The sequence below is a fragment of the Natrinema caseinilyticum genome, from assembly GCF_024227435.1.
Lineage (GTDB): Archaea > Halobacteriota > Halobacteria > Halobacteriales > Natrialbaceae > Natrinema > Natrinema caseinilyticum.
In genome coordinates this window covers 1,325,953-1,344,305 of sequence record NZ_CP100445.1, presented here as the reverse complement: position 1 = coordinate 1,344,305, position 18,353 = coordinate 1,325,953, and the positions used below count along the sequence as shown (strand labels likewise).

At 64.9% G+C, this 18,353-nt stretch carries 23 protein-coding genes; 9 read left to right on the top strand and 14 right to left on the bottom strand.

Annotation, left to right across the window (positions count from 1 at the left end; all coding sequences use genetic code 11):
• Window positions 1–125: 125 nt before the first annotated feature.
• From leuD to NJT13_RS06485, 7 genes are all read right to left on the bottom strand, one after another.
• Window positions 126–761 carry a 3-isopropylmalate dehydratase small subunit gene (gene leuD / locus NJT13_RS06515; RefSeq protein ID WP_254524761.1) on the bottom strand — a complete coding sequence of 212 codons (636 nt, stop codon included), beginning with the start codon at window positions 759–761 and terminating at the stop codon, window positions 126–128.
• Window positions 758–2,179, bottom strand: coding sequence for a 3-isopropylmalate dehydratase large subunit (leuC, locus tag NJT13_RS06510; RefSeq protein ID WP_254524760.1), 1,422 nt, complete (start codon window positions 2,177–2,179; stop codon window positions 758–760). Before leuC ends, leuD begins: the two co-directional genes overlap by 4 nt.
• Window positions 2,176–2,472, bottom strand: a complete 297-nt coding sequence (locus tag NJT13_RS06505) for a DUF7989 family protein (protein ID WP_254524759.1) — start codon at window positions 2,470–2,472, stop codon at window positions 2,176–2,178. The genes leuC and NJT13_RS06505 overlap by 4 nt, the downstream gene beginning before the upstream one ends.
• Before the next feature lie 9 nt (window positions 2,473–2,481).
• Window positions 2,482–3,531: a ketol-acid reductoisomerase gene (gene ilvC, locus NJT13_RS06500; protein ID WP_254524758.1), complete on the bottom strand. Its 1,050-nt coding sequence runs from the start codon at window positions 3,529–3,531 to the stop codon at window positions 2,482–2,484.
• The gene (gene ilvN / locus NJT13_RS06495) at window positions 3,524–4,186 is read right to left on the bottom strand and encodes an acetolactate synthase small subunit (RefSeq protein WP_254524757.1); all 663 of its coding nucleotides are present in this window, start codon (window positions 4,184–4,186) and stop codon (window positions 3,524–3,526) included. Before ilvN ends, ilvC begins: the two co-directional genes overlap by 8 nt.
• Window positions 4,183–5,988 (bottom strand): biosynthetic-type acetolactate synthase large subunit, encoded by a 1,806-nt coding sequence (ilvB, locus tag NJT13_RS06490; protein WP_254524756.1) that lies wholly within the window; start codon window positions 5,986–5,988, stop codon window positions 4,183–4,185. The genes ilvN and ilvB overlap by 4 nt, the downstream gene beginning before the upstream one ends.
• A gap of 314 nt (window positions 5,989–6,302) precedes the next feature.
• Window positions 6,303–7,547, bottom strand: coding sequence for a LeuA family protein (locus NJT13_RS06485; protein WP_425499805.1), 1,245 nt, complete (start codon window positions 7,545–7,547; stop codon window positions 6,303–6,305).
• A gap of 537 nt (window positions 7,548–8,084) precedes the next feature.
• Between NJT13_RS06485 and NJT13_RS06480 the strand changes: the two genes are divergently transcribed.
• Together NJT13_RS06480 and NJT13_RS06475 are read left to right on the top strand one after the other, a co-directional pair.
• On the top strand, window positions 8,085–8,540 hold the full coding sequence (locus tag NJT13_RS06480) for a ferritin-like domain-containing protein (protein ID WP_254524755.1): 456 nt from the start codon (window positions 8,085–8,087) through the stop codon (window positions 8,538–8,540).
• 57 nt (window positions 8,541–8,597) lie between these two features.
• Window positions 8,598–8,888: a DUF5779 family protein gene (locus NJT13_RS06475; protein WP_254524754.1), complete on the top strand. Its 291-nt coding sequence runs from the start codon at window positions 8,598–8,600 to the stop codon at window positions 8,886–8,888.
• 393 nt (window positions 8,889–9,281) lie between these two features.
• Here the strand turns inward: NJT13_RS06475 and NJT13_RS06470 are convergent, their stop codons facing one another.
• The gene (locus NJT13_RS06470; protein ID WP_254524753.1) at window positions 9,282–10,655 is read right to left on the bottom strand and encodes an arylsulfotransferase family protein; all 1,374 of its coding nucleotides are present in this window, start codon (window positions 10,653–10,655) and stop codon (window positions 9,282–9,284) included.
• 219 nt (window positions 10,656–10,874) lie between these two features.
• Window positions 10,875–11,567 carry a VOC family protein gene (locus tag NJT13_RS06465; protein ID WP_254524752.1) on the bottom strand — a complete coding sequence of 231 codons (693 nt, stop codon included), beginning with the start codon at window positions 11,565–11,567 and terminating at the stop codon, window positions 10,875–10,877.
• 149 nt (window positions 11,568–11,716) lie between these two features.
• Here NJT13_RS06465 and NJT13_RS06460 point away from each other — a divergent pair, with 149 nt between their 5' ends.
• Genes NJT13_RS06460 through NJT13_RS06445 form a run of 4 tightly spaced genes read left to right on the top strand, consistent with a single transcriptional unit; the run spans window position 11,717 to window position 13,704 of the window.
• A complete protein-coding gene (locus NJT13_RS06460; protein ID WP_254524751.1) occupies window positions 11,717–12,016 on the top strand; it encodes a hypothetical protein in 300 nt (99 codons plus the stop codon).
• A 2-nt stretch (window positions 12,017–12,018) separates the two neighbouring features.
• Complete coding sequence (locus NJT13_RS06455) at window positions 12,019–12,888, top strand: FAD:protein FMN transferase (protein WP_254524750.1); 870 nt, start codon at window positions 12,019–12,021, stop codon at window positions 12,886–12,888.
• Complete coding sequence (locus NJT13_RS06450) at window positions 12,872–13,159, top strand: thrombospondin type 3 repeat-containing protein (RefSeq protein WP_254524749.1); 288 nt, start codon at window positions 12,872–12,874, stop codon at window positions 13,157–13,159. The genes NJT13_RS06455 and NJT13_RS06450 overlap by 17 nt, the downstream gene beginning before the upstream one ends.
• Complete coding sequence (locus NJT13_RS06445) at window positions 13,159–13,704, top strand: hypothetical protein (RefSeq protein WP_254524748.1); 546 nt, start codon at window positions 13,159–13,161, stop codon at window positions 13,702–13,704. Before NJT13_RS06450 ends, NJT13_RS06445 begins: the two co-directional genes overlap by 1 nt.
• A 1-nt stretch (window position 13,705) precedes the next feature.
• Here the strand turns inward: NJT13_RS06445 and NJT13_RS06440 are convergent, their stop codons facing one another.
• Together NJT13_RS06440 and NJT13_RS06435 are read right to left on the bottom strand one after the other, a co-directional pair.
• The gene (locus NJT13_RS06440; protein WP_254524747.1) at window positions 13,706–14,257 is read right to left on the bottom strand and encodes a winged helix-turn-helix transcriptional regulator; all 552 of its coding nucleotides are present in this window, start codon (window positions 14,255–14,257) and stop codon (window positions 13,706–13,708) included.
• Between the two features lie 2 nt (window positions 14,258–14,259).
• The gene (locus NJT13_RS06435) at window positions 14,260–14,589 is read right to left on the bottom strand and encodes a hypothetical protein (protein ID WP_254524746.1); all 330 of its coding nucleotides are present in this window, start codon (window positions 14,587–14,589) and stop codon (window positions 14,260–14,262) included.
• 199 nt (window positions 14,590–14,788) lie between these two features.
• Between NJT13_RS06435 and NJT13_RS06430 the strand changes: the two genes are divergently transcribed.
• Together NJT13_RS06430 and NJT13_RS06425 are read left to right on the top strand one after the other, a co-directional pair.
• On the top strand, window positions 14,789–15,472 hold the full coding sequence (locus NJT13_RS06430; protein ID WP_254524745.1) for a hypothetical protein: 684 nt from the start codon (window positions 14,789–14,791) through the stop codon (window positions 15,470–15,472).
• 69 nt (window positions 15,473–15,541) lie between these two features.
• On the top strand, window positions 15,542–15,964 hold the full coding sequence (locus tag NJT13_RS06425; RefSeq protein WP_254524744.1) for a JAB/MPN domain protein-containing protein: 423 nt from the start codon (window positions 15,542–15,544) through the stop codon (window positions 15,962–15,964).
• Window positions 15,965–16,098: 134 nt separating this feature from the next.
• Here NJT13_RS06425 and NJT13_RS23175 read toward each other — a convergent pair whose 3' ends face one another.
• Together NJT13_RS23175 and NJT13_RS06420 are read right to left on the bottom strand one after the other, a co-directional pair.
• Window positions 16,099–16,221, bottom strand: coding sequence for a hypothetical protein (locus NJT13_RS23175; protein ID WP_256549417.1), 123 nt, complete (start codon window positions 16,219–16,221; stop codon window positions 16,099–16,101).
• 184 nt (window positions 16,222–16,405) lie between these two features.
• Complete coding sequence (locus NJT13_RS06420) at window positions 16,406–16,615, bottom strand: ribbon-helix-helix domain-containing protein (RefSeq protein WP_179260673.1); 210 nt, start codon at window positions 16,613–16,615, stop codon at window positions 16,406–16,408.
• 203 nt (window positions 16,616–16,818) lie between these two features.
• Here NJT13_RS06420 and NJT13_RS06415 point away from each other — a divergent pair, with 203 nt between their 5' ends.
• The gene (locus tag NJT13_RS06415; protein WP_254524743.1) at window positions 16,819–17,148 is read left to right on the top strand and encodes a DUF5789 family protein; all 330 of its coding nucleotides are present in this window, start codon (window positions 16,819–16,821) and stop codon (window positions 17,146–17,148) included.
• An 81-nt stretch (window positions 17,149–17,229) separates the two neighbouring features.
• On the opposite strand, the gene aglJ is transcribed toward NJT13_RS06415, so the two are convergent.
• Window positions 17,230–18,237, bottom strand: a complete 1,008-nt coding sequence (aglJ, locus tag NJT13_RS06410; RefSeq protein WP_254524742.1) for an S-layer glycoprotein N-glycosyltransferase AglJ — start codon at window positions 18,235–18,237, stop codon at window positions 17,230–17,232.
• Between the last annotated feature and the right edge of the window lie 116 nt (window positions 18,238–18,353).

Genomic DNA, 18,353 nt, shown 5'->3' with positions numbered 1-18,353 from the left:
GACGTCGGTCTCCTGCCGCTTCCGGTATGTCAACATGAAACAATGTGTGCCGGCTTCGACCGGCGAACGGACGGAACTGAGCGAGTCGAACGGTCGAAAACGAGCAGTGACGGTGGGGTCCGTCCTTATTCCGCTTCGGGAACCGCCGTGCTATTGACGTACGGCAGCTCCCGGGCCGTTTTTCGGACCTCGCCGGCGTTGGACTTCATCAGCGCCGTCGTGTCCCAGACGCCTTCCACGAGCGCCTTGCGCTGGGCGTCGTCGACGGAGACGTCGATCGTTCGATCGCCGTACGTCACCGTCTCGTCCTCGACGTCGATCTCGATCTCGCCGTCGGGGTTCTCGTCGACCCAGTCCTGCAGTTGCTCGATCGTTTCGCTGTCGGCGGTCACGGTCGGGATGCCGAGCGCGAGGCAGTTCCCCGCGAAGATTTCCGCGAAACTCTCGCCGATGATCGCGTCGATCCCCCAGCGCATCAGCGCCTGGGGGGCGTGCTCGCGCGAGGATCCGCAGCCGAAGTTCGAGTTGACGACCATCACCGAGGAGTCCTGATAGCGATCCTCGTTGAACGGGTGCGCTTTGGGGTCGTCGTCGTCGTCGAAGCGCAGATCGAAGAACGCGAACTCGCCCAGTCCGTCGAAGGTGACGACCTTCATGAACCGTGCGGGAATGATCTGGTCGGTGTCGATGTCGTTCCCGCGGATCGGAACACCCGACCCTGCGACGAAGTTGACTTCCGGAATCTCCACGTCGTCGCTCATGCCAAACTCACCTCCTTCAGGTCGCGCACGTCAGTGACTTCCCCGGTGATCGCCGCCGCGGCGACCATCCGCGGGTTCATCAGGACGGTCCGTCCGTCCTTGCTCCCCTGGCGGCCGACGAAATTCCGGTTCGAGGAAGAGGCGCTGGCCTCGTCGCCCTCGAGTTGATCCTCGTTCATGCCGAGACACATCGAACAGCCGGCGTTTCGCCACTCGAAGCCGGCCTCCTCGAAGACGTCCTTCAGCCCTTCCTTCTCGGCGGCGTCCTGAACGCGCTGGCTGCCGGGGACGACCATCGCGCGGACGTCGTCGTGAACCTCGCGGCCCTCGACGATCCGGGCGGCGCGTCGCAGGTCCGGGAGTCGCGAGTTCGTACAGGAACCGAGGAAGGCGACGTCGATGTCGTATCCCTCCATCGTGTCGCCGGGCTCGACGCGCATGTGTTCTTGCGCGCGTCGGGCGGTGTCTTGCTTGTCCGCGGGGAGGTCCCCCGGTGCCGGAATCGGCTCGGTGACGCCGACACCCTGCCCGGGCGTCGTGCCCCAGGTGACGACCGGCTCGAGTTCGTTCGCGTCGATCCGGACGATATCGTCGTATTCCGCGTCCTCGTCGGAGCGGATCGACTCCCAGTAGGGCTTCAGTTCGTCGAACTTCTCCGGATTTTCCTGGAAGTAGTCGGTCCCCTCGAGCCACTCGTAGGTGGTCTCGTCGGGGTTGACGTAGCCCGCGCGAGCGCCGCCCTCGATCGACATGTTACAGATCGACATCCGACCCTCCATGCCGAGACTCTCGATGGCCTCGCCCGCGTACTCGTAGACGTAGCCGACGCCGCCTTCCGTTCCGAGGCGGCGGATGATCTCGAGGATGACGTCTTTCGCTTCGACCCCCTCGCCGAGTTCGCCGTCGACCTGAATTTTGCGGACCTTCTGTTTCTCCATGGCAACGGTGCCCGTCGCGAGCACGTCGCGAATCTGGGAGGTCCCGATGCCGAACGCGAGCGCGCCGAAGGCACCGTGGGTCGAGGTGTGAGAGTCACCGCAGACGATCGTCTTGCCGGGCTGGGTGAGCCCTTGCTCCGGTCCGATGACGTGGACGATCCCCTGATCGCCCGACGTCGGGTCCGAAAAGTCGATGCCCGCCTCGCGGACGTTCTCCTCGAGTTCGGCCATCATCTCCTCGGCCGCGTCCTCCTCGTAGGGCCGGGACTGGTCGGCCGTCGGGACGATGTGGTCGACCGTCGCGTGGGTCAGTTCGGGATAGGCGACCTCGAGGTCGCGCTCGCGGAGCATCCCGAACGCCTGGGGGCTGGTCACCTCGTGGATGAGGTGGAGGCCGACGAACAGCTGATCCTGTCCGGTCGGCAGGCGCGTTACCTTGTGGCGATCCCAGACCTTGTCGTACAGTGTGCCTTCGCTCATGTGTCGTCCTCTACGCTGGCGCTGCGTACGCCGCGGCGACCGTACTCGGTCCCGCGTTCGAAGACGCGGTTCGCGTCGTCCGCGCTATTCGGCGGCGTGTGGTCGACGTCGCGCATCGTCGGTTTCGCGTCGGTACTCCCCTCGACCGCGTCGGCATCGGTCTCCGGCATCCCGCCGTCTGCGGCGACGGTCGGACCGCGGCTGAACAACTGGCCAACCGCCTCCCCGGTGTAGGGGTTCGTGTGGCCGACGTCGGCCATCGTCTCGTTCGGTGTGTCGTCGTTTGCTGTCATCGTCTTCCGTTAGTCGTCCGCCTGGACCGGGACTGACTCGTCTTCGGTCTCTTCGTCCTCGGCCCACGCGAACAGATCGCGCAGGCGCTCGCCGACCTGCTCGATCTCGTGGTTCTTCTCGGCCTCCCGGAGCTGGTGGTAGCTCGGGCGACCGGCCTGGTTCTCGAGGATCCACTCGCGGGTGAACTCGCCGTTTTGAATCTCCGCTAAGGTCTCTTCCATGTTCTCGCGGACGGTCTCGTCGACGATCCGGTCGCCGCGACTCAGACCGCCGTATTCGGCCGTATCGGAGACCGAGTCCCACATCTCGGCGTGGCCGCCCTCGTACATCAGGTCGACGATGAGCTTGAGTTCGTTGAGACACTCGAAGTAGGCGATTTCCGGCGAGTAGCCGGCGTCGACCAGCGTCTCGTAGCCGTGTTTGACCAGCGAGGTGACGCCGCCACAGAGGACGGCCTGCTCCCCGAAGAGGTCGGATTCGACTTCCTCCTGGAACGTCGTCTCGATGACGCCCGCGCGAGTGCAGCCGATTCCCTTCGCGTACGCGAGGGCGTGTTCCTGTGCGTCGCCCGTGGTGTCCTGGTAGACCGCCAGCAGGCCGGGCGTCCCCTCGTCGTTCTCGTAGTTGCGCCGGACGAGGTGTCCCGGGCTCTTGGGCGCGACCATCGTCACGTCGACGTCCGTCGGCGGTTCGATCTGGTTGTAGTGAATGTTCAGCCCGTGGGCGAACTGCAGCGTGTCGCCCGCCTCGAGGTTCGGTTCGATATCGTTCTCGTAAACCGAGGCCTGGACGGTGTCGGGCACGAGCACGGAGACGTAGGAGGCCCGCGAGACCGCCTCGTCGGGCGTCGTCACCGTGAGGCCGTCGGCTTCGGCAGCCGACCGCGAGGACGAATCCTCGCGCAGGCCGACGACGACGTCGACCCCGCTTTCGTGAAGGTTCAGCGCGTGTGCGTGGCCCTGGCTCCCGTAGCCGAGGACGGCAACGGTGTCGTCGTCGAGCGTCGATACGTCCGCGTCGTCGTCGTAGTAGATGTCGGTGGTAAATTCGTCAGTCATCGTCAGCTGATTGTGTGGATTGTCGGTCGTGGTTCGCCTCGGTGGCGGGCTGTGCCGTGCCGAACGCGGCGGTCTGGTCGGTGCCGCGTGCCAGTGCCGTCGTTCCCGTTCGGGAAATCTCTCGAATCCCGAACTGGCTGAAGGTATCGACCGCGGCCTCGATTTTCTGGCGCGCGCCCGTCACCTCGATCGTCGCCGTTTCCGGGCTCGAGTCGACGGTGTTGCCGTCGTACATGTCCGCGACGGCGGCGACCTGGTCGGGTCGGTCCGCCTCGACTTTGATCAGCGCGAGTTCGCGGCGCATCGCGTCGGGCTCGAGTTCGCGCACGGAGATCACCGGGACCAGCTTCCGCAGCTGTTTTTCGACCTGGTCGATCCCGGGATCGGGCTCCTCGACGACGATCGTGATGCGTGCGAGATCCTCGTCTTCCGTGGGGCCGACGGTCAGGCTCTCGATGTTGAACTGCCGCCGGGAGAACAACCCGGAGACGTCCGAGAGGACGCCGGGTTCGTGTTCGACCAGCGCGGAGATGACGGTGCGTCGCGGCTCGTGGGTCGCTTCGACCTCGGGGTCGATCCGAATGCCCTGCTTGTTCCGTCGACCCGCCGGGGTGGGTCGTTCTTCCGGTGCCGGGCCGTCGAGTCCGCGTTTCATAGTTGATCCTCCGTCAGCGCGAACTGACCGTTGTCGCCGCCGCTCGGAACCATCGGGTAGACGTTGGCGTCGGGGTCGATGTGAACGTCGATCACTGACGGGCCGTCGTAGGCGACCGCGGCGTCGATCGACTCCGCGACGTCGTCGTAGTCGTCGATCCGGAAGCCCTTCGCGCCGAATGCTTCGGCGAGCTTGTCGAACTCGGGCATCCAGTGGTAATCCGACGCGGAGTGACGTCCCTCGAAGAAGGCGTCTTGCCACTGCCGGACCATGCCGATGTATTCGTTGTTGAGGACGGCGACCGTGATGTCCAGGTTCTCGCGAACGGCGACCGAGAGGCCCTGAAGCGTCATCAGGAACGATCCGTCGCCGTCGACACAGACGACTTCCTGGTCGTCGTCGGCCGCCAGCCGCGCGCCGATCGCCGACGGGAGGCCGTATCCCATCGTGCCGAGGCCGTGACTCGAGACCCAGGTGCGGGGCTCGGTGAACGTCCAGTACTGGCAGGCCCACATCTGGTGTTGGCCGACGCCGGTGGTGACGATGGCGTGGTCGCTCGTGGCCTCGTCCAGCGCTTCCACGACGAATTCCGGCTGGACCGGTCCGTCCGTGGGCGCGTCGTAGGCCATCGAGTAGTCGGATTTCCACTGCTGGCACTGCGCGCGCCACTTCGTCGCTTCCGGCGACGAGTCGACGGCCTCGGACAGCTGTTCGACGACGGTTTCGGCGTCGCCGACCAGCGGGTAGTCCGCGTGGATGTTCTTCGAGATCTCCGCGGGATCGATGTCGACGTGGATGACCTCCGCGTCCGGCGCGAAGGTCTCGATTCCGCCCGTCAATCGGTCGTCGAACCGCGTGCCGATTCCGATCAACGTGTCGCAGTGGGTGATCGCCATGTTGGCGTATCCGGTCCCGTGCATCCCCGCCATCTCGAGGGAGAGCTCGTGGTCCTCGGGGAACGAGCCGAGGCCGGGCATCGTGGTGATGACCGGAATGTCGTGTTCGATCGCGAACTCGCGACAGGCCTCGCTGGCGCCTCCCTTGATGACCCCGCCGCCGAGCAGCAACACCGGCCGCGCGGCCGTTTCGATTCGCTCGGCAGCAGCCGCGACGATGTCGGAGTCGGCCCGCTCTTGGACCTCGTAGGTGTCGGGCACCCTCGGTGCGTCGGGTTCGCGGTCGGTCTCGCCGTTGGTGACGTCTTTGGGGAGGTCGACCAGGGTCGGTCCCGGTCGGCCTTCGCGGGCCAGTGCGAACGCTTCGCTGACGTCGGTGCCGACCCGGTCCGAATCGCTCGAGAAGGTGTTGTCCTTCGTGATCGGGGTCGTCACGCCCGTCGTATCGGTTTCCTGGAAGGCGTCGTTGCCGACGAACTCCGTCGGGACCTGTCCCGTCAGGGCCAACAGCGGGTCCGAATCCATGTCGGCGTCCGCGATGCCGGTGACCAGGTTGGTCGCTCCCGGCCCCGACGTCGCGAGGCAGACTCCAGGATCGCCCGAGACGATGCCGTAGGCGTCCGCCGCGTGGGCCGCACCCTGTTCGTGGGCCATCGTCACGTGGGTGATGTCCGAATCGTAGAGCGCGTCGTACACGGGCATGATCGCACCGCCTTGCACGCCGAACGCGTATTCGACGCCCGCGTTCTCGAGTGCGCGGACGACCGCTTCGGCACCCGTCGTGACGGGCGTCCGCTCCGATTCGGCATCGGTCTCGGTCGCTGCGTCGGGGGCAGCGCCGTCGGCGATCTGATCGTCGTGCTGTTCGTCGTCGGCTGGTGTGATCTTTGCTGCGCGTTCGCTCATCGATTGCCTCCTGCCGTCGTGCGGCGATCGGGTGGTGTGCGGTAGTGTGTCATCTGCTGGATTGCTGATCGCTCGGAGAACGATACGGGTTCAGGTCGGAAGCTACGAGGTACTGAAGATGGGGCTAGGACGCCCCTACAATACGAATCGGAGCGAGCGCGCTGTTGCCGACCGTGCGAGCGGACGTCGACAGGGGAGCGCGGACCGTCATTACTGACAACGTAGCTCCCTCGAGGGTGATAATCCTTACGAGTGCGATCGTTCGAACGCGATAGCTGGTGCTCGCGAGCGGTGGCAAACGGGGAGGACATTCCTCAGGCGCGCACCTCCTCCTGATCCTGCTGGCGTTCGACGCCAGCCTCCTCGGCGAAGCGCTCCAGGACGTCGACCGTGACGCGGCGCTTCTCTGCCCCGTAATCTTTGACGCGACGGGTGACCGCTCGGACCTGATCGTCGGTGGGGTCGTACCCGCACTCGACGAGTCGTTCCCGGACGGAGTGGGTGCCGGTGTGCTTGCCCATGACGAGCTTGCGTTCGGCACCGACCATCTCGGGGGTCATGACGCCCGGTTCGAAGGTGTCGGAGTTTTCGATGACGCCGGCCGCGTGGATGCCGCTCTCGTGGGAGAACGCGTTGTCGCCCACGACGGGCTTGTTGCCCGGCGTCGCCATCCCGCTTTTTTCCTCGACGACCTCGGAGACTTCGGTGATGCGCGTCGTGTCGATGCCGGTGTCGGTCTGGTAGAGCGACTCGACGGCCATCACGAACTCCTCGTAGGCGGCGTTCCCGGCCCGCTCCCCGATGGAGTTGATCGACACTTGCGCCTGGGATGCGCCCGCTTCGATGCCCGCCAGTGCGTTGGCGGTGGCCAGTCCGAAGTCGTCGTGAGTGTGGACGTCCACCTTCGCGTCGGTGTGGTCACAGACCTTCTCGATCATGGCCCTGAACCTGGTCGGCGTTGCGACGCCGCAGGTGTCCGGGATGTTGATCCAGTCGGTTCCCGCGTCGGAAACGGCTTCGATGACTTCGATCAGGTATTCCTCGTCGGTTCGCGTCGAATCCATCGGCGAGAACATGCAGGTCACGCCCGCCTCTTTGACGCGTTCGACCGACTCGACTGCGCGCTGTACGACTTCCTCCCGGGTGGCATGCATCGAATCCTCTATCTGGACGTCGCTGGTGCTGACGAACACGTGCACCATCTCGACGCCGGAATCGAGTGCCGCTTCGATGTCCCCCTCGACGACGCGGGCGAGGCCAGCGGTCGTCGAACTGGTGGACGAAGCGATATCACGAACGGCCTCGAACTCGGCGTCCGAGTTGACGGGGAATCCAGCCTCTATGACGTGGGTCCCCATGTCGTCCAGAACGGACGCGATCTGCCGTTTATCGTCGTAGGAAAACGAAGTGCCGGGCGACTGTTCGCCGTCCCGGAGGGTCGTATCGAAGACACGTGCTGACTCTATTTCGTCAGTGGAATCTAACGTGCCCTGGAAGAACTCGACCCCCCTGACTGGTGTCAGAGGACGGGTTGTCTTGTGAAGACATTGTATCTGAATCCGAGGTGCGAGGAGGTATATAAATCTACCGCTGTCCGGGCTGGGGCGACGCTCTTCGAACCGACGTCAATTCTACATTACGGCCGAAAATCGCACGAGGGCGATGCTGTATAAGTAAGATATACGTCCTAATACAGTATGGGGATCAGTGGCCTATCGGTCCCACCACCGGCGTACGATCCTTTTTATTCGGTGGATCGGCTCCGTATCTGTCCGCTCGAGCGCTGGCGCGCGCACCCGGATGGTCGTTCGGTCGGTTTCGGTCACGGATCGCCGCCGGATGTATACGAGTGTGTTTTTCCTCCGGGAATATTGTTGGTAGCGTATAGAGGGACGGGGGATTCGGTAGTGAACTGCGGCCGAGGCTATCGCGATGTCCGATCGTCGGACCGACGCTGACCCAGCCCGAATCGATCGGATCTCGCCACCCGGAGGACGTCCGCTCTCCTCGACCGGCCGTCGCTCGAGGCGATTCGATCCCGCGCTCGCAGACGCACGTATGAGAACTTTATACCCGGCCGTGGGATGGCCACCCGCATGACGACCGACGAGATAACCGACCTGCTGACGGAAGCGTACATCGACGAACTCGAGACCGTGATGAACTACCTCACCAACGCGATCGTCCTCGACGGCATCCACGCCGAAGAGGTCAAAGAGAGCCTCCAGCAGGATATTCAGGAGGAACTCGACCACGCACAGATCTTAGGCGAGCGCCTGAAACAACTCGACGAGTCCCCGCCCGGCTCGGAATCGTTCGAGGCCGATCAGCACAGCCTCCAGCCGCCGGCGGACACGACGGACGTCCAGTCGGTCATCGAGGGCGTTCTCGAGGCCGAGGACGACGCGATCGAGACGTACCGCTCGCTGGTCGAGGCCGCCGCCGACGCAAACGACCCCGTCACGGAGGACGTCGCGGTGACGATTCTCGCCGACGAGGAGGCACACCACACGGAATTCCGCGGGTTTCAGAAGGAGTTCCCGTCGGACTAGCCTCGCCGAAACTCGGGGGAGAGGAACGTTTTTCTCGTCTCAGTTCGACCGACCCGTATGAGCGATTTCGACCTCGACCTTCGGGCCGTCGAGGAACACATGGACGACGAACTGGAACTCGAGGGGAGCATCGTCCTCGGCGTACTGGACGGGACGACATCCGCCGACGAGTGGACCGAGACGATCTCGAAGGGGAACGTCCTCGTTCTCAACGTCGACGGCGACGTCAACGAACTGGCCGCCGGATTCGCACGCGACGTCAAGGAGTCGGGCGGCAACCTCGTTCACTTCCGTGGCTTTCTGCTGGTGACGCCACCCGGCGTCGACGTGAGCACGGAGCGGTTGTGACGACCCCCTGACTTCTCCCACGACTGAAGTCGTGGGGTTGTGCGGTCACAGATCGCATCCACGACGGTGGGAGTTCCGAACTCGCTCGTCCGATCTCCGCTGTCACAGACAGTGACGGGAACTGGCGCTACGCGGTCCAGTTGTGGGCGGAGCCAGTACCGCCCCTGTCCCGGACAGCGGGCTCTCGCGTCCTTGCCCGGAACTCGGCAATCACGGTTCGTACTGCGCGATAATCAAGCCTTACGCGCTTCATCCCACGAGTGAACTCGTGGGCGTTCGCGCTGTTCCCGCTGTAACCCGACCGGCCGTCCCGTCCCGCTCGGCGCTCCACAACTCGGCTGACTGTGACCGACAGCGACTGCGGCGGGTACCGGTGCGAGGGACGGGGCCGGTTCACTTCTCGCGTCGATCGACGGGCCAGCGAAATCGGATCCCGCGGGAGCGGAGGTACCACCGGAGTTCGACGAGTCCCCACGTTATCCCAGTCCCGAGAGCGACGATCACGGGTCCGAGATCGGACGGGGACACCCACGCCGGACTCGCCTGTACGAGGGGGTGGACGACGCGAGGCGGAAGGAGGGTTTCGACTGCGTCGAGGAACGGGCCGAGAGCCCGTGGGTCGTCGGTTCGGCCGCCCTCGTCAGCGTCGCTCACGCGCGACTCGAGACCGAGTGCGGCCGCGCTCCGTCCGCCGGCGCTCTCGTCGCCCGTTTCCAGCCGTTCGGCGTCGTACGGATGGGGGAGTTCGACCTGCCAGACGAGACGCCCGCTCCGGTTCACCTCGAGCACTCGCTCCCCGCCAGTGTCGGTGATCAGCGTGTTGCCGTTCGGGAGCCGATCGGCGTCTCGTGGCCACTGCATTCGGTCGTCGGACCAGACCCACGAGCGGTTCCACTCGCCGTTTTCGCGCTGGAACTCCTGGACGCGTCCGTTCTCGGAGTCCGCGACGACGACGGCCGGGCCGCCGCGAGTCGCCGGGATGTAGTCCGGATTGTGTTGCTCGTACAGGACCGAGTGATCGTCTTCCGCGCCGAGCGTCCAGTTTTCGATCAGCCCGGTCTCCGAGTCGATAAAGACGACCTGGTCCTGATTTCGGAGGCTGACCAGCACGAGCCCGTTCTCGAGTACTTCCACGTCGTTGAGGTGCGCCCAGTTGCCGGGATACGATCCGCCGCCGTCGACGGGGAAGTCGCTCTGGGCGTCCCACGTCCACTCGATCATCTCCGTTTCGGTATCGACCACGAACACCTGATCGGCGGCGATATCGGCGACGACGAGGTGTCGGTCGTCGATCCGATCGGCATCGTGCCACTCCCCGGCCGACTCCCGGTAGACGTACTGGCCGTACACTTCGGTCACTTCGCCGGTCGAGAGGTTCACCCGTTCGACGACGTTTCGAGCGCAGGGCGGGTCCCGGCATCGGGGGCTGTTCTCGACCAGCGTGTCGGTCGCGGTGTACTCGACCGTCATCGATTCGTTCGCTACGGGGTCGACGTCGTAGTACTTCGTATGCGTGTCGTTCTCGTAGATGAGGCTCCCGTTCGGCGCGTACGCCGCTATCGTGCCGATCCGCCCCGACTGCGTGATAACCGTGTGATTGTCGGCCGGCTGTACGGACCGAACAGTGCCGCCGGTCCCCGTCGTGGAATCGGCGACCGCGCCGTAGGCGATCCACGCACCGCTTCCGACGAGCAGGAGTAGAAAGACGGTTCGGACCCGTCGACGAGACGTTCGTTCTGCGACGGACTCCAGTGTCGACCTTCCCATTTGTATACAGTCGATTGCAGTCTCTCGATGGGGACGGTATTAGGATTCCAGGGTACGTTCTCACACGGATCACTCTCAGCGTCGACGACCGGTTCGGCTGCGGTCGCTGCGGACCGCTGGTCGAGACGCGAAGCGACGAGTGGCCGAGACGAATCCGCGACCAGCGGACGGAAAGCGACGGCCGGAAGAGACGGACGCGAGGCGATGGCCGGCGGAGTCCTACGACGAAGACGCGACGAACGTCAGGAAGTGGCCGTCGGGGTCCCGAACGACGATTTCGTCGGTCGTCTCCCGCTCGAGCGATCGAATGCGGTCGCTGACCGCGTCGAGCGCAGCGGCCGGCGCTGCGGTTTCGAACCCGAGGTCGACGTGGACGCCACCCCTGGCATCGGCGATTCCGAGGTGAGGTTCCCAGAGCTCGAGTGCCATCGGGCCGTGAAGCCGGACGCGCTTTCGGGTCTCGCCCACGTCGACGGGTTCGAAACCCAGTTCCTCGTAGAACGCCCGCGCCCGCTCGAGGTCTTCGACCTCGAGAACGACCTCGAAAATCCCGTCGATGCCCGGCCCGGCCACGTCCTGCTGGCCGAGTTCGACGCAGTTTCCGTCGGGATCGTACAGGTACAGCGACCGAGCGGAGCCGAATTGCGCCTCTTCGAGGTCGTGCGCTTCCGAGAGTCGGTCCCACCAGTCGTCGTACTCGGGTTCGGGAATCGCGAACGCGAAGTGCGTGTGGAGCCCGCCTCGCGGGAGCGCGTCGGGCCGCCGCAGGACGAGGTCCGTCTCGCCCGCTGCGAGGACGAGGTCCGCGTCCCGACGCTCGCGGACGGACAGTCCCAGTTCCGCCTCGTAGAACGCGCTCGCCCGTTCTACGTACTTGGTCTCGAGCGCCAGCCAGGAAAGCCCCGTAAGCATGGCTCGAAGTACTCGAAGCGGGGATAAAGAATCGTCGGCGGTCGATACGAAACGATCGCCGACGAGTCGGACGATTCGACGGTTGGACGAACATTCGAAGGATGGACGCGAAGCGATAGATACGGACCTGCGCTACCTTCACCTGTCCCATGAGAATACCCATACCGACGAACAGACTCGTCTCGCTGACGCTCGCAGGCGCGATACTGACGGGCGTCGTCGCGCTCGCACTGGCGGCTCCCGGACTCGGACTCGCCGGTGATTCGTTGACCGACGATCGGAACCCCGATTCGGTCGCGAGCGACGCGCCGACTCCGAACCCGGACTTTACCCCGGCGGTCGATACGCAAGGTGGCGGCGAATACGAGGACGACGAGTACGAAGAACACGAGGAGCGGGGAGGTGACGATGACGACCACGAGGAACGCGAAGAATCGGAGGACGAGTAGCCATGAGCCTATCGGACACGGTCATCGCCGCTCGCACGCGACTGGGCGACGCTCGCTCGACCTTCCGGTGCTGTGACACTGACTTCGTGGTCAAAACGATCGGCTACCGCGCCGACACCGGGGCCGATCACGCGCGGAGGGTCGCGCTGTCGCTCGAGTCAGAACTCGACGCCTTCGATTCCGAGAGCGACGTGTCGCGTCTCAACCGAACGGGACGCGTCGAAAACGAACACGTCGCCCGGCTGGTTCGACGGGGCCTCGAATACCACGAACGAACCGGAGGCGTCTTCGACATTCAGCAAGGCGCGGTCGAACACGACCTGAAGGCGTACCTCCGGGGCGACCGAGACGCGCCGTCGGAGTCGTTCGATTCGGGATCGGTGCGCGTCGACGGCCACCGGGTCGTCACCGATGTCGAACTCGACCTCAACGGCCTCGCAAAGGGGTACATCGTCGACCGCGCGGCAGCCGCAGCGTCGGGTCCGGGCCGGCGCGGGTTCGTCAGCGGTGGCGGCGATATGTCGCCGCCGACCGGCCCGGTGGCAGTCGAGAGTCCGTACGGGGACGCGCGTCCGCTCAAAATCCTCGAGACGGAGTGGAACGTCGCCACCTCGGGCGGCTACCGTCGTCGGCGCGACGGCATTGACCACGTCTACGACCCCACCACAGAGCGGATCGGCTCGAGACACGAGACTGTCACCGTGGTCACGGAACGGGACTGTCTGGAGGCCGACGCGCTCGCGACGACGCTCGCCGCGTTACCGCTGTCGGACGCGCTCGAGTTCGCGGCGGAGTGGTCCGGCCTCGAGGCGTTCCTGGTACACCAGGGCGTCTTTCACACCACGGAGGGGTTCGATGACCACGTCGCATAGTCAGACGATTACTATCGTCGCGATCGTCTTCTTCGTCCTCGCCGTTCCGCTCGTGTGGGGAATCGCCGACGTTCGCGACACACAGGCCGTCGAACGAGAGAAGGCGGACCTCGTCGATGGCACGGTGGCGACGAGACAGGCACCGGCCGATTACGATGGTGACGGAGTTCGCGACGCCGCGGATCGATGTCCGACGCGGCCGGAGGTGTCGAACGGTTACCAGGACGGTGACGGCTGTCCGGACGTCGTCGCGACGACGGGGGCCTCGTGATGGAACTCATCTGGTATCTCGACCGCGCGGCCGCGCTCGTGGCCTATCCCGCCCTGTATCTGGCCGTCCTGACGGGAATCTTCTATAGCGCGCGGTCGTTCGGCCCGCTCCACCGCCTCGCCCGCTCGGTCCACATCGAGGTGTCCGTGTTCGCCATGCTCGTGACGCTTCTCCACGGCGTCCTCGGCGTCCTCGACACCTGGTTCATCGTCTCCGGAGCGGCCCCGCAGCCCGCGTACTCGACGACGTACTTGCTCGCCGGCGTCGTCGTCGGCGTCGGGGCGCTCCAGTTGCTCGTCGTCGCGGTGCTGGGCTTCCTGGACGCACGCCGGTTCGAGCGTCCCTGGGGGCCCCGGGTCGTCCACGCGTTCGCCTACGGCGGCTTCGGCTTCGCCACGATTCACGCGGCCGCTATCGGGACCGACGTCGCGGGATTGATTCGACCGGTCTTCGGCCCGGCGATCGTGTTCCTCGTATACGCCCTGCTGTTGCGCCTGCTGGTGGACAGCGGCCGACTGTCGACGCCCGCGCCGGCGGAACAGTAGCTCAGTAGCTGTCCCACAGCTCGAAGAGCCGATCGACGACCCGATCTGTGAACGTCCGCCGGTGGACCGCGTACAGGTACTGGACGCGCTCGGGGTCTCGCAACTGGTACTCGACGCTCCTCCCCCGTCGCTCCTTCGTTACGAGATCCGCGTCCTCGAGCTTCGAAAGGTGCCACGACACGGTCGAGGGCGACCTGTCGAGCCGCTCGCTCAGTTCGGCCGTCGACAGCGCTCCTTCGACGGCGAGGTGGGCGACGATCCGGCGGGCGTACTCGCGTCGCAGCGCGTTCATCACGGCCTGATCGGCCTCGTCGAACTCCTCCGCCGGATAGTATCGGGTGTACTTCCCGTCGTCCGATTCCTCGAGCAACCCCCGATCAGTCAGCCAGCGGAGATGATACTGGAGCGTTCCCTGTGCGTACTCGAGTTCGTCGAGCAGGGCGCGAAAGTGGATGCCCGGGTTCGCACGCACGTGTTGATAGATCGTCCGTCGGGAACGGAGCTCCAGTTCCGCTTCGGGTTCCGGTTCCCGGTTCTGGTCGCCGTCCGTCATGCTCAGCCCCGGGAAAGCGCGACGAAGAACGCGAGTAGCCCCACGAGGATGAGTGCGGCCACGCCGTGTTCCAGCAACTCCACGGTCCGAAACGAGAGGTACGGGAGGAGGTAGTACTCGAGGAAGACGACGCCGCCGTATATCGCGAACATGAGGTAGCCGACGGCGACGATTCCCATTCGTCGGTCGCGCTCCCGTCGCCACGCCAGAACGCTGAGCGCCGCTAGCGTCGCGCCCAGGAGGAAGATTCCGAGACTGATGGTCTGCTCGAGTTGTTGGGCGAACGTGATTGCAGCGTACGATGCGACGAATTCCGGGGTCGGCATTCCCATTCGATCTGGATCGATCGACGAGACGGTCGGGAAAAAGGATTATCGTCCGATCGTCGAATCGAACCGACTCTCGAGTCGAGTTCGAGGCCGTCCCGAACACGATTCAATCGCCCCGAGACGTCGGAGGTGGACGGTTTCCGCTGATCGTCGGATTTCCGCATCCGTCGGAGTTTATACGCGTGTCGCCTGTACGTTAGATATGAGCTTCCGCGCCGACGAGCGAGCGACCGAGTACCGCGAGATCGATCGGTTCGACGACGGCGTCGGCTGGATCGCCCACCCCGACGAAACGATGCAACGCGCGAGTCACGCGATCGCGGTCGACGGCGAGGTCTGGGTCCTCGACCCGGTCGACGCGGAGGGAATCGACGACCTGTTCGCGGAGTTCGGCGACGTCGCCGGCGTCGTCGTGATGCTCGACCGGCACAAACGCGACGCCGCCGCCGTCGCCGACCGCCACGACGTCCCCGTCTACCTCCCCGAGTTTTTCGAGGGCGTCACCGAGGACGTCGACGCCGCGGTCGCCCGATTCGACGACGAACTCTCCGATACCGGCGTCCGATCCCTGACGGTGGTCGACAACCGCTTCTGGCAGGAGGTCGCCCTCTACAACCCGGCCGACGGAACCCTCGTCGTCCCCGAAACGGTCGGGACGGTCGACTACTTCCTGGCCGGCGACGAGAGACTCGGCGTTCACCCGATGCTGCGACTGACGCCGCCCCAGTCCGCCTTCCGCGGCGTCGCACCCGAGCGCGTGCTCGTCGGTCACGGCGCCGGCGTGATGGAAGACGCCGCGAGAGCGCTCGATGACGCCCTCGAACGGTCCCGTCGCGGTGCGCCAAGACTGTACGCGTCGACGGTCCGGGACCTACTTCCGGTCTGACGGGTGGCAGGAGCGGAACGGTCCGATTTCGTGGCATACATCTAACTACCACGCACCCAAAGCAGCGGTGTGGTCTACGTAACTCGTGCGCTCGTCGACGTGCTGGTGGACCTGGCCAGCGACGCCGATCCGACGTCCCTGACGACCGGCGTCTCGGTCACCGCCGCGAGCGAACTCGAGGGCGCGAGCGGACTCCCTCCCGACACCCCCGTCTTTACGGACTTCTTCTTCCCGACCACCGACAACCCGGTCAATGCCGTCTTCGGCGTCGACCTCTCGACGCCCGCGCGCCAGGCCCAGGGCCGATTCGTCTCGCACCCCGTCGGTGAACTCGAGGTGACGAGACGGGACGACCTGGCCGAAGTCGTCTTCGTCGCCGTCCCGCCGTGGGAGATCGACGAGCGCTCGTTCGCCGCGTTCGACCGCAGCGGCGTGCGCCAACCCCTCGAGATCGTCGACGCTGCGCCGCCGGGGCAATCGTTGATGGACTGATCGGGCGGACGATCGCCGACGGTAGAGCCCGGTCTTCGCCGTGTTGGTTCGAGCGTCGTTCGCGGCCAGCCGCCGGTGGTTTCGTCGCCGATGCATCCAGCGTCCCCGCGACCGAAAAAATGCAAGTCGGGGCGTTATCCCGCGTTCGGTACCGGAAACTCGTCGTCGCCGATAATTCGGTCGATGATGCTTCCGGGAGACCGATCGCGCCCGTCGTCGTCAGCGTCGTCGGACGGGAAATTCGGAATGTGGGGCATGCATTTCGGCCCTCCGAGCGAAGCTAACCGGCTCGAGTCGGAAAAGCGCTTGCCCGCGTTTCGCGGGCGCGCAAGACCCTCGAACGAGCCGGACAAGCAAAGCCGGACACGCCGGACACACTGGCCCCTACCCGTGCGAAAGCCCCCGGCTCGCTACCTGCGGAGCCCGTTGTTCGTCGGTTGCTCACTCGAGGTAGCCGAGTCCGCGGAGCTGTTCGGTGATCTCCTCGAACTCGGCTTCGGTGAGCTGGCCCTCCTTCTGGTGCTGGATGACGATGCTGCGCAGCAGGAATCGGACGAGATCGCTGGTGCTCTGGAAGCTCGTTCCCTCGATGGTCTCCTCGACGCGGTCCGCGAGGTCCTTCGGTATCGACACCGTGGTGTATTCGGTCATACGCCATACTCCGTCCCGGTCCCCAAATGCATGTCGACAGTTTGCCGTCACTGTCGGTTCGTGGGCGGTGTCGCTCCGGGACCGGGGGCTGGGTTCCCGTCGGTTCAGGGACGGGGGTCGCTTTCGGTTCGACGCCGGTCGTTTGCAGCGGTGACCGTCTTCACAGCCATTTTATATCCGGCTCCGTACCGTGAGGTATAGGTATGGGAGTCCGGCCACCATCGAGCGGAGACGACGAGACACCCGACAGTATCGAGTTCGGCATCGCCGCCGTCGACGCCCGCCTCAAAGACGCTGATCTCTCCTTTCCGGCCACGAAAGACGACGTCAAGGCCGAACTCGGCCACGAGCGCATCCCGTACGACGTCCACGGAAACGACGTTCCGTTGAGCGAAATGCTCGATCGTGTTCCGACGACCCAGTTCGATTCCCGACAGGAACTGCTCAACCAGCTCCATCAACCCTTCGAGAAGTACCGTCGGAACCGATCCGGCGGCGTCGTCGCGCAGGTCCGCTCCTTGTTGCCGTTCTGACTACCGGTTCCGTTCCGACTGGCCGTTCGAATTTCGTCCGCGGAGTCGCGTTCTGACTGCGGTCTCGAGTCTGCTACCGCGCTAGTCTTCGCGGGATTCGCGTGCGATGCGCTCGAGTCGCCGTCGTTGCTCGCGGTGGAGCGTCACGAGCATGTCCGAGAGGACCCCGAACATGAGTAACTGAACGCCGAGCAGGATGGCGGCGGCCGAGACGACCGCCATGATCTCGTGGCTCTGGGTGTACTGGATCCACTCCCAGAGCACGTAGACCGCAATGAGACTCCCGGATACGATGCCGATGACGCCGAGGCTTCCGAAATAGAACAGCGGGTTGTTCGTCTTCGCCAGCGAGTACAGCGCCAGGATGATCGTCCCGCCGTCTCTGATCGGATGGAGGTTCGTCTCCGACTCGTCGGGCCGAGCCGTGTAACTGATCGGCACGACCGTCGTCTCGATGCCGTGTTTGACGCACTCGACGGCCAGTTCGGTTTCGAGCGTGAATCCGTCGGAGTCAAGCGACAGCCGCTCGAACGAATCGACGGTAAACGCCCGGTAGCCCGAGAGGATGTCCTCGTAGTTGGCGCCGTGGACGAACCCGAACGCATGGTTGATCAGTCGGTTGCCGACGCCGTTCAACGCTCGCATCGCGTCGTCGTCCATATCCGCAAAGCGGTTGCCGATGACGTGTTCGTACCCGCGCGAGAGCGGTTCGATCATCGTATCGGCGTCGGCCGGGTCGTAGGTCCCGTCGCCGTCGAGCATCAACACGTACGGGACCGTTACGTGCTCGAGGGCCTCACGAACGGCCTGGCCCTTCCCGTCGCCCGACTGGACCAGCACTTCTGCGCCGTATTCGCGGGCGATCTCGCGGGTGTCGTCCGAGGAGTCCCCGTCGACGACGACCACGTTCGTGTAACCCTCATCGGAGAATCCCTCGATTACGTCGCCGATCGTGGCGGCTTCGTCGAGCGTGGGGATGAGGACGCAGACCTCGTCGGGCGAAATCTCCCTCGATCCCTCCGTGACGGCGACGCTTTTACCACCGTCCGAGAGGACGCTCGAATCCGCACGAACCGCGTCGTCTTCCATCGGGGGATACTCCCCCGCCGATCTGCAAAAGGCTACTGATTGACCAGTGGGTGGCTTATATCGTCGATATCTACGTTGAAGTGATTGTTCCGATGCGGGTACGTAACCGGTGGTTG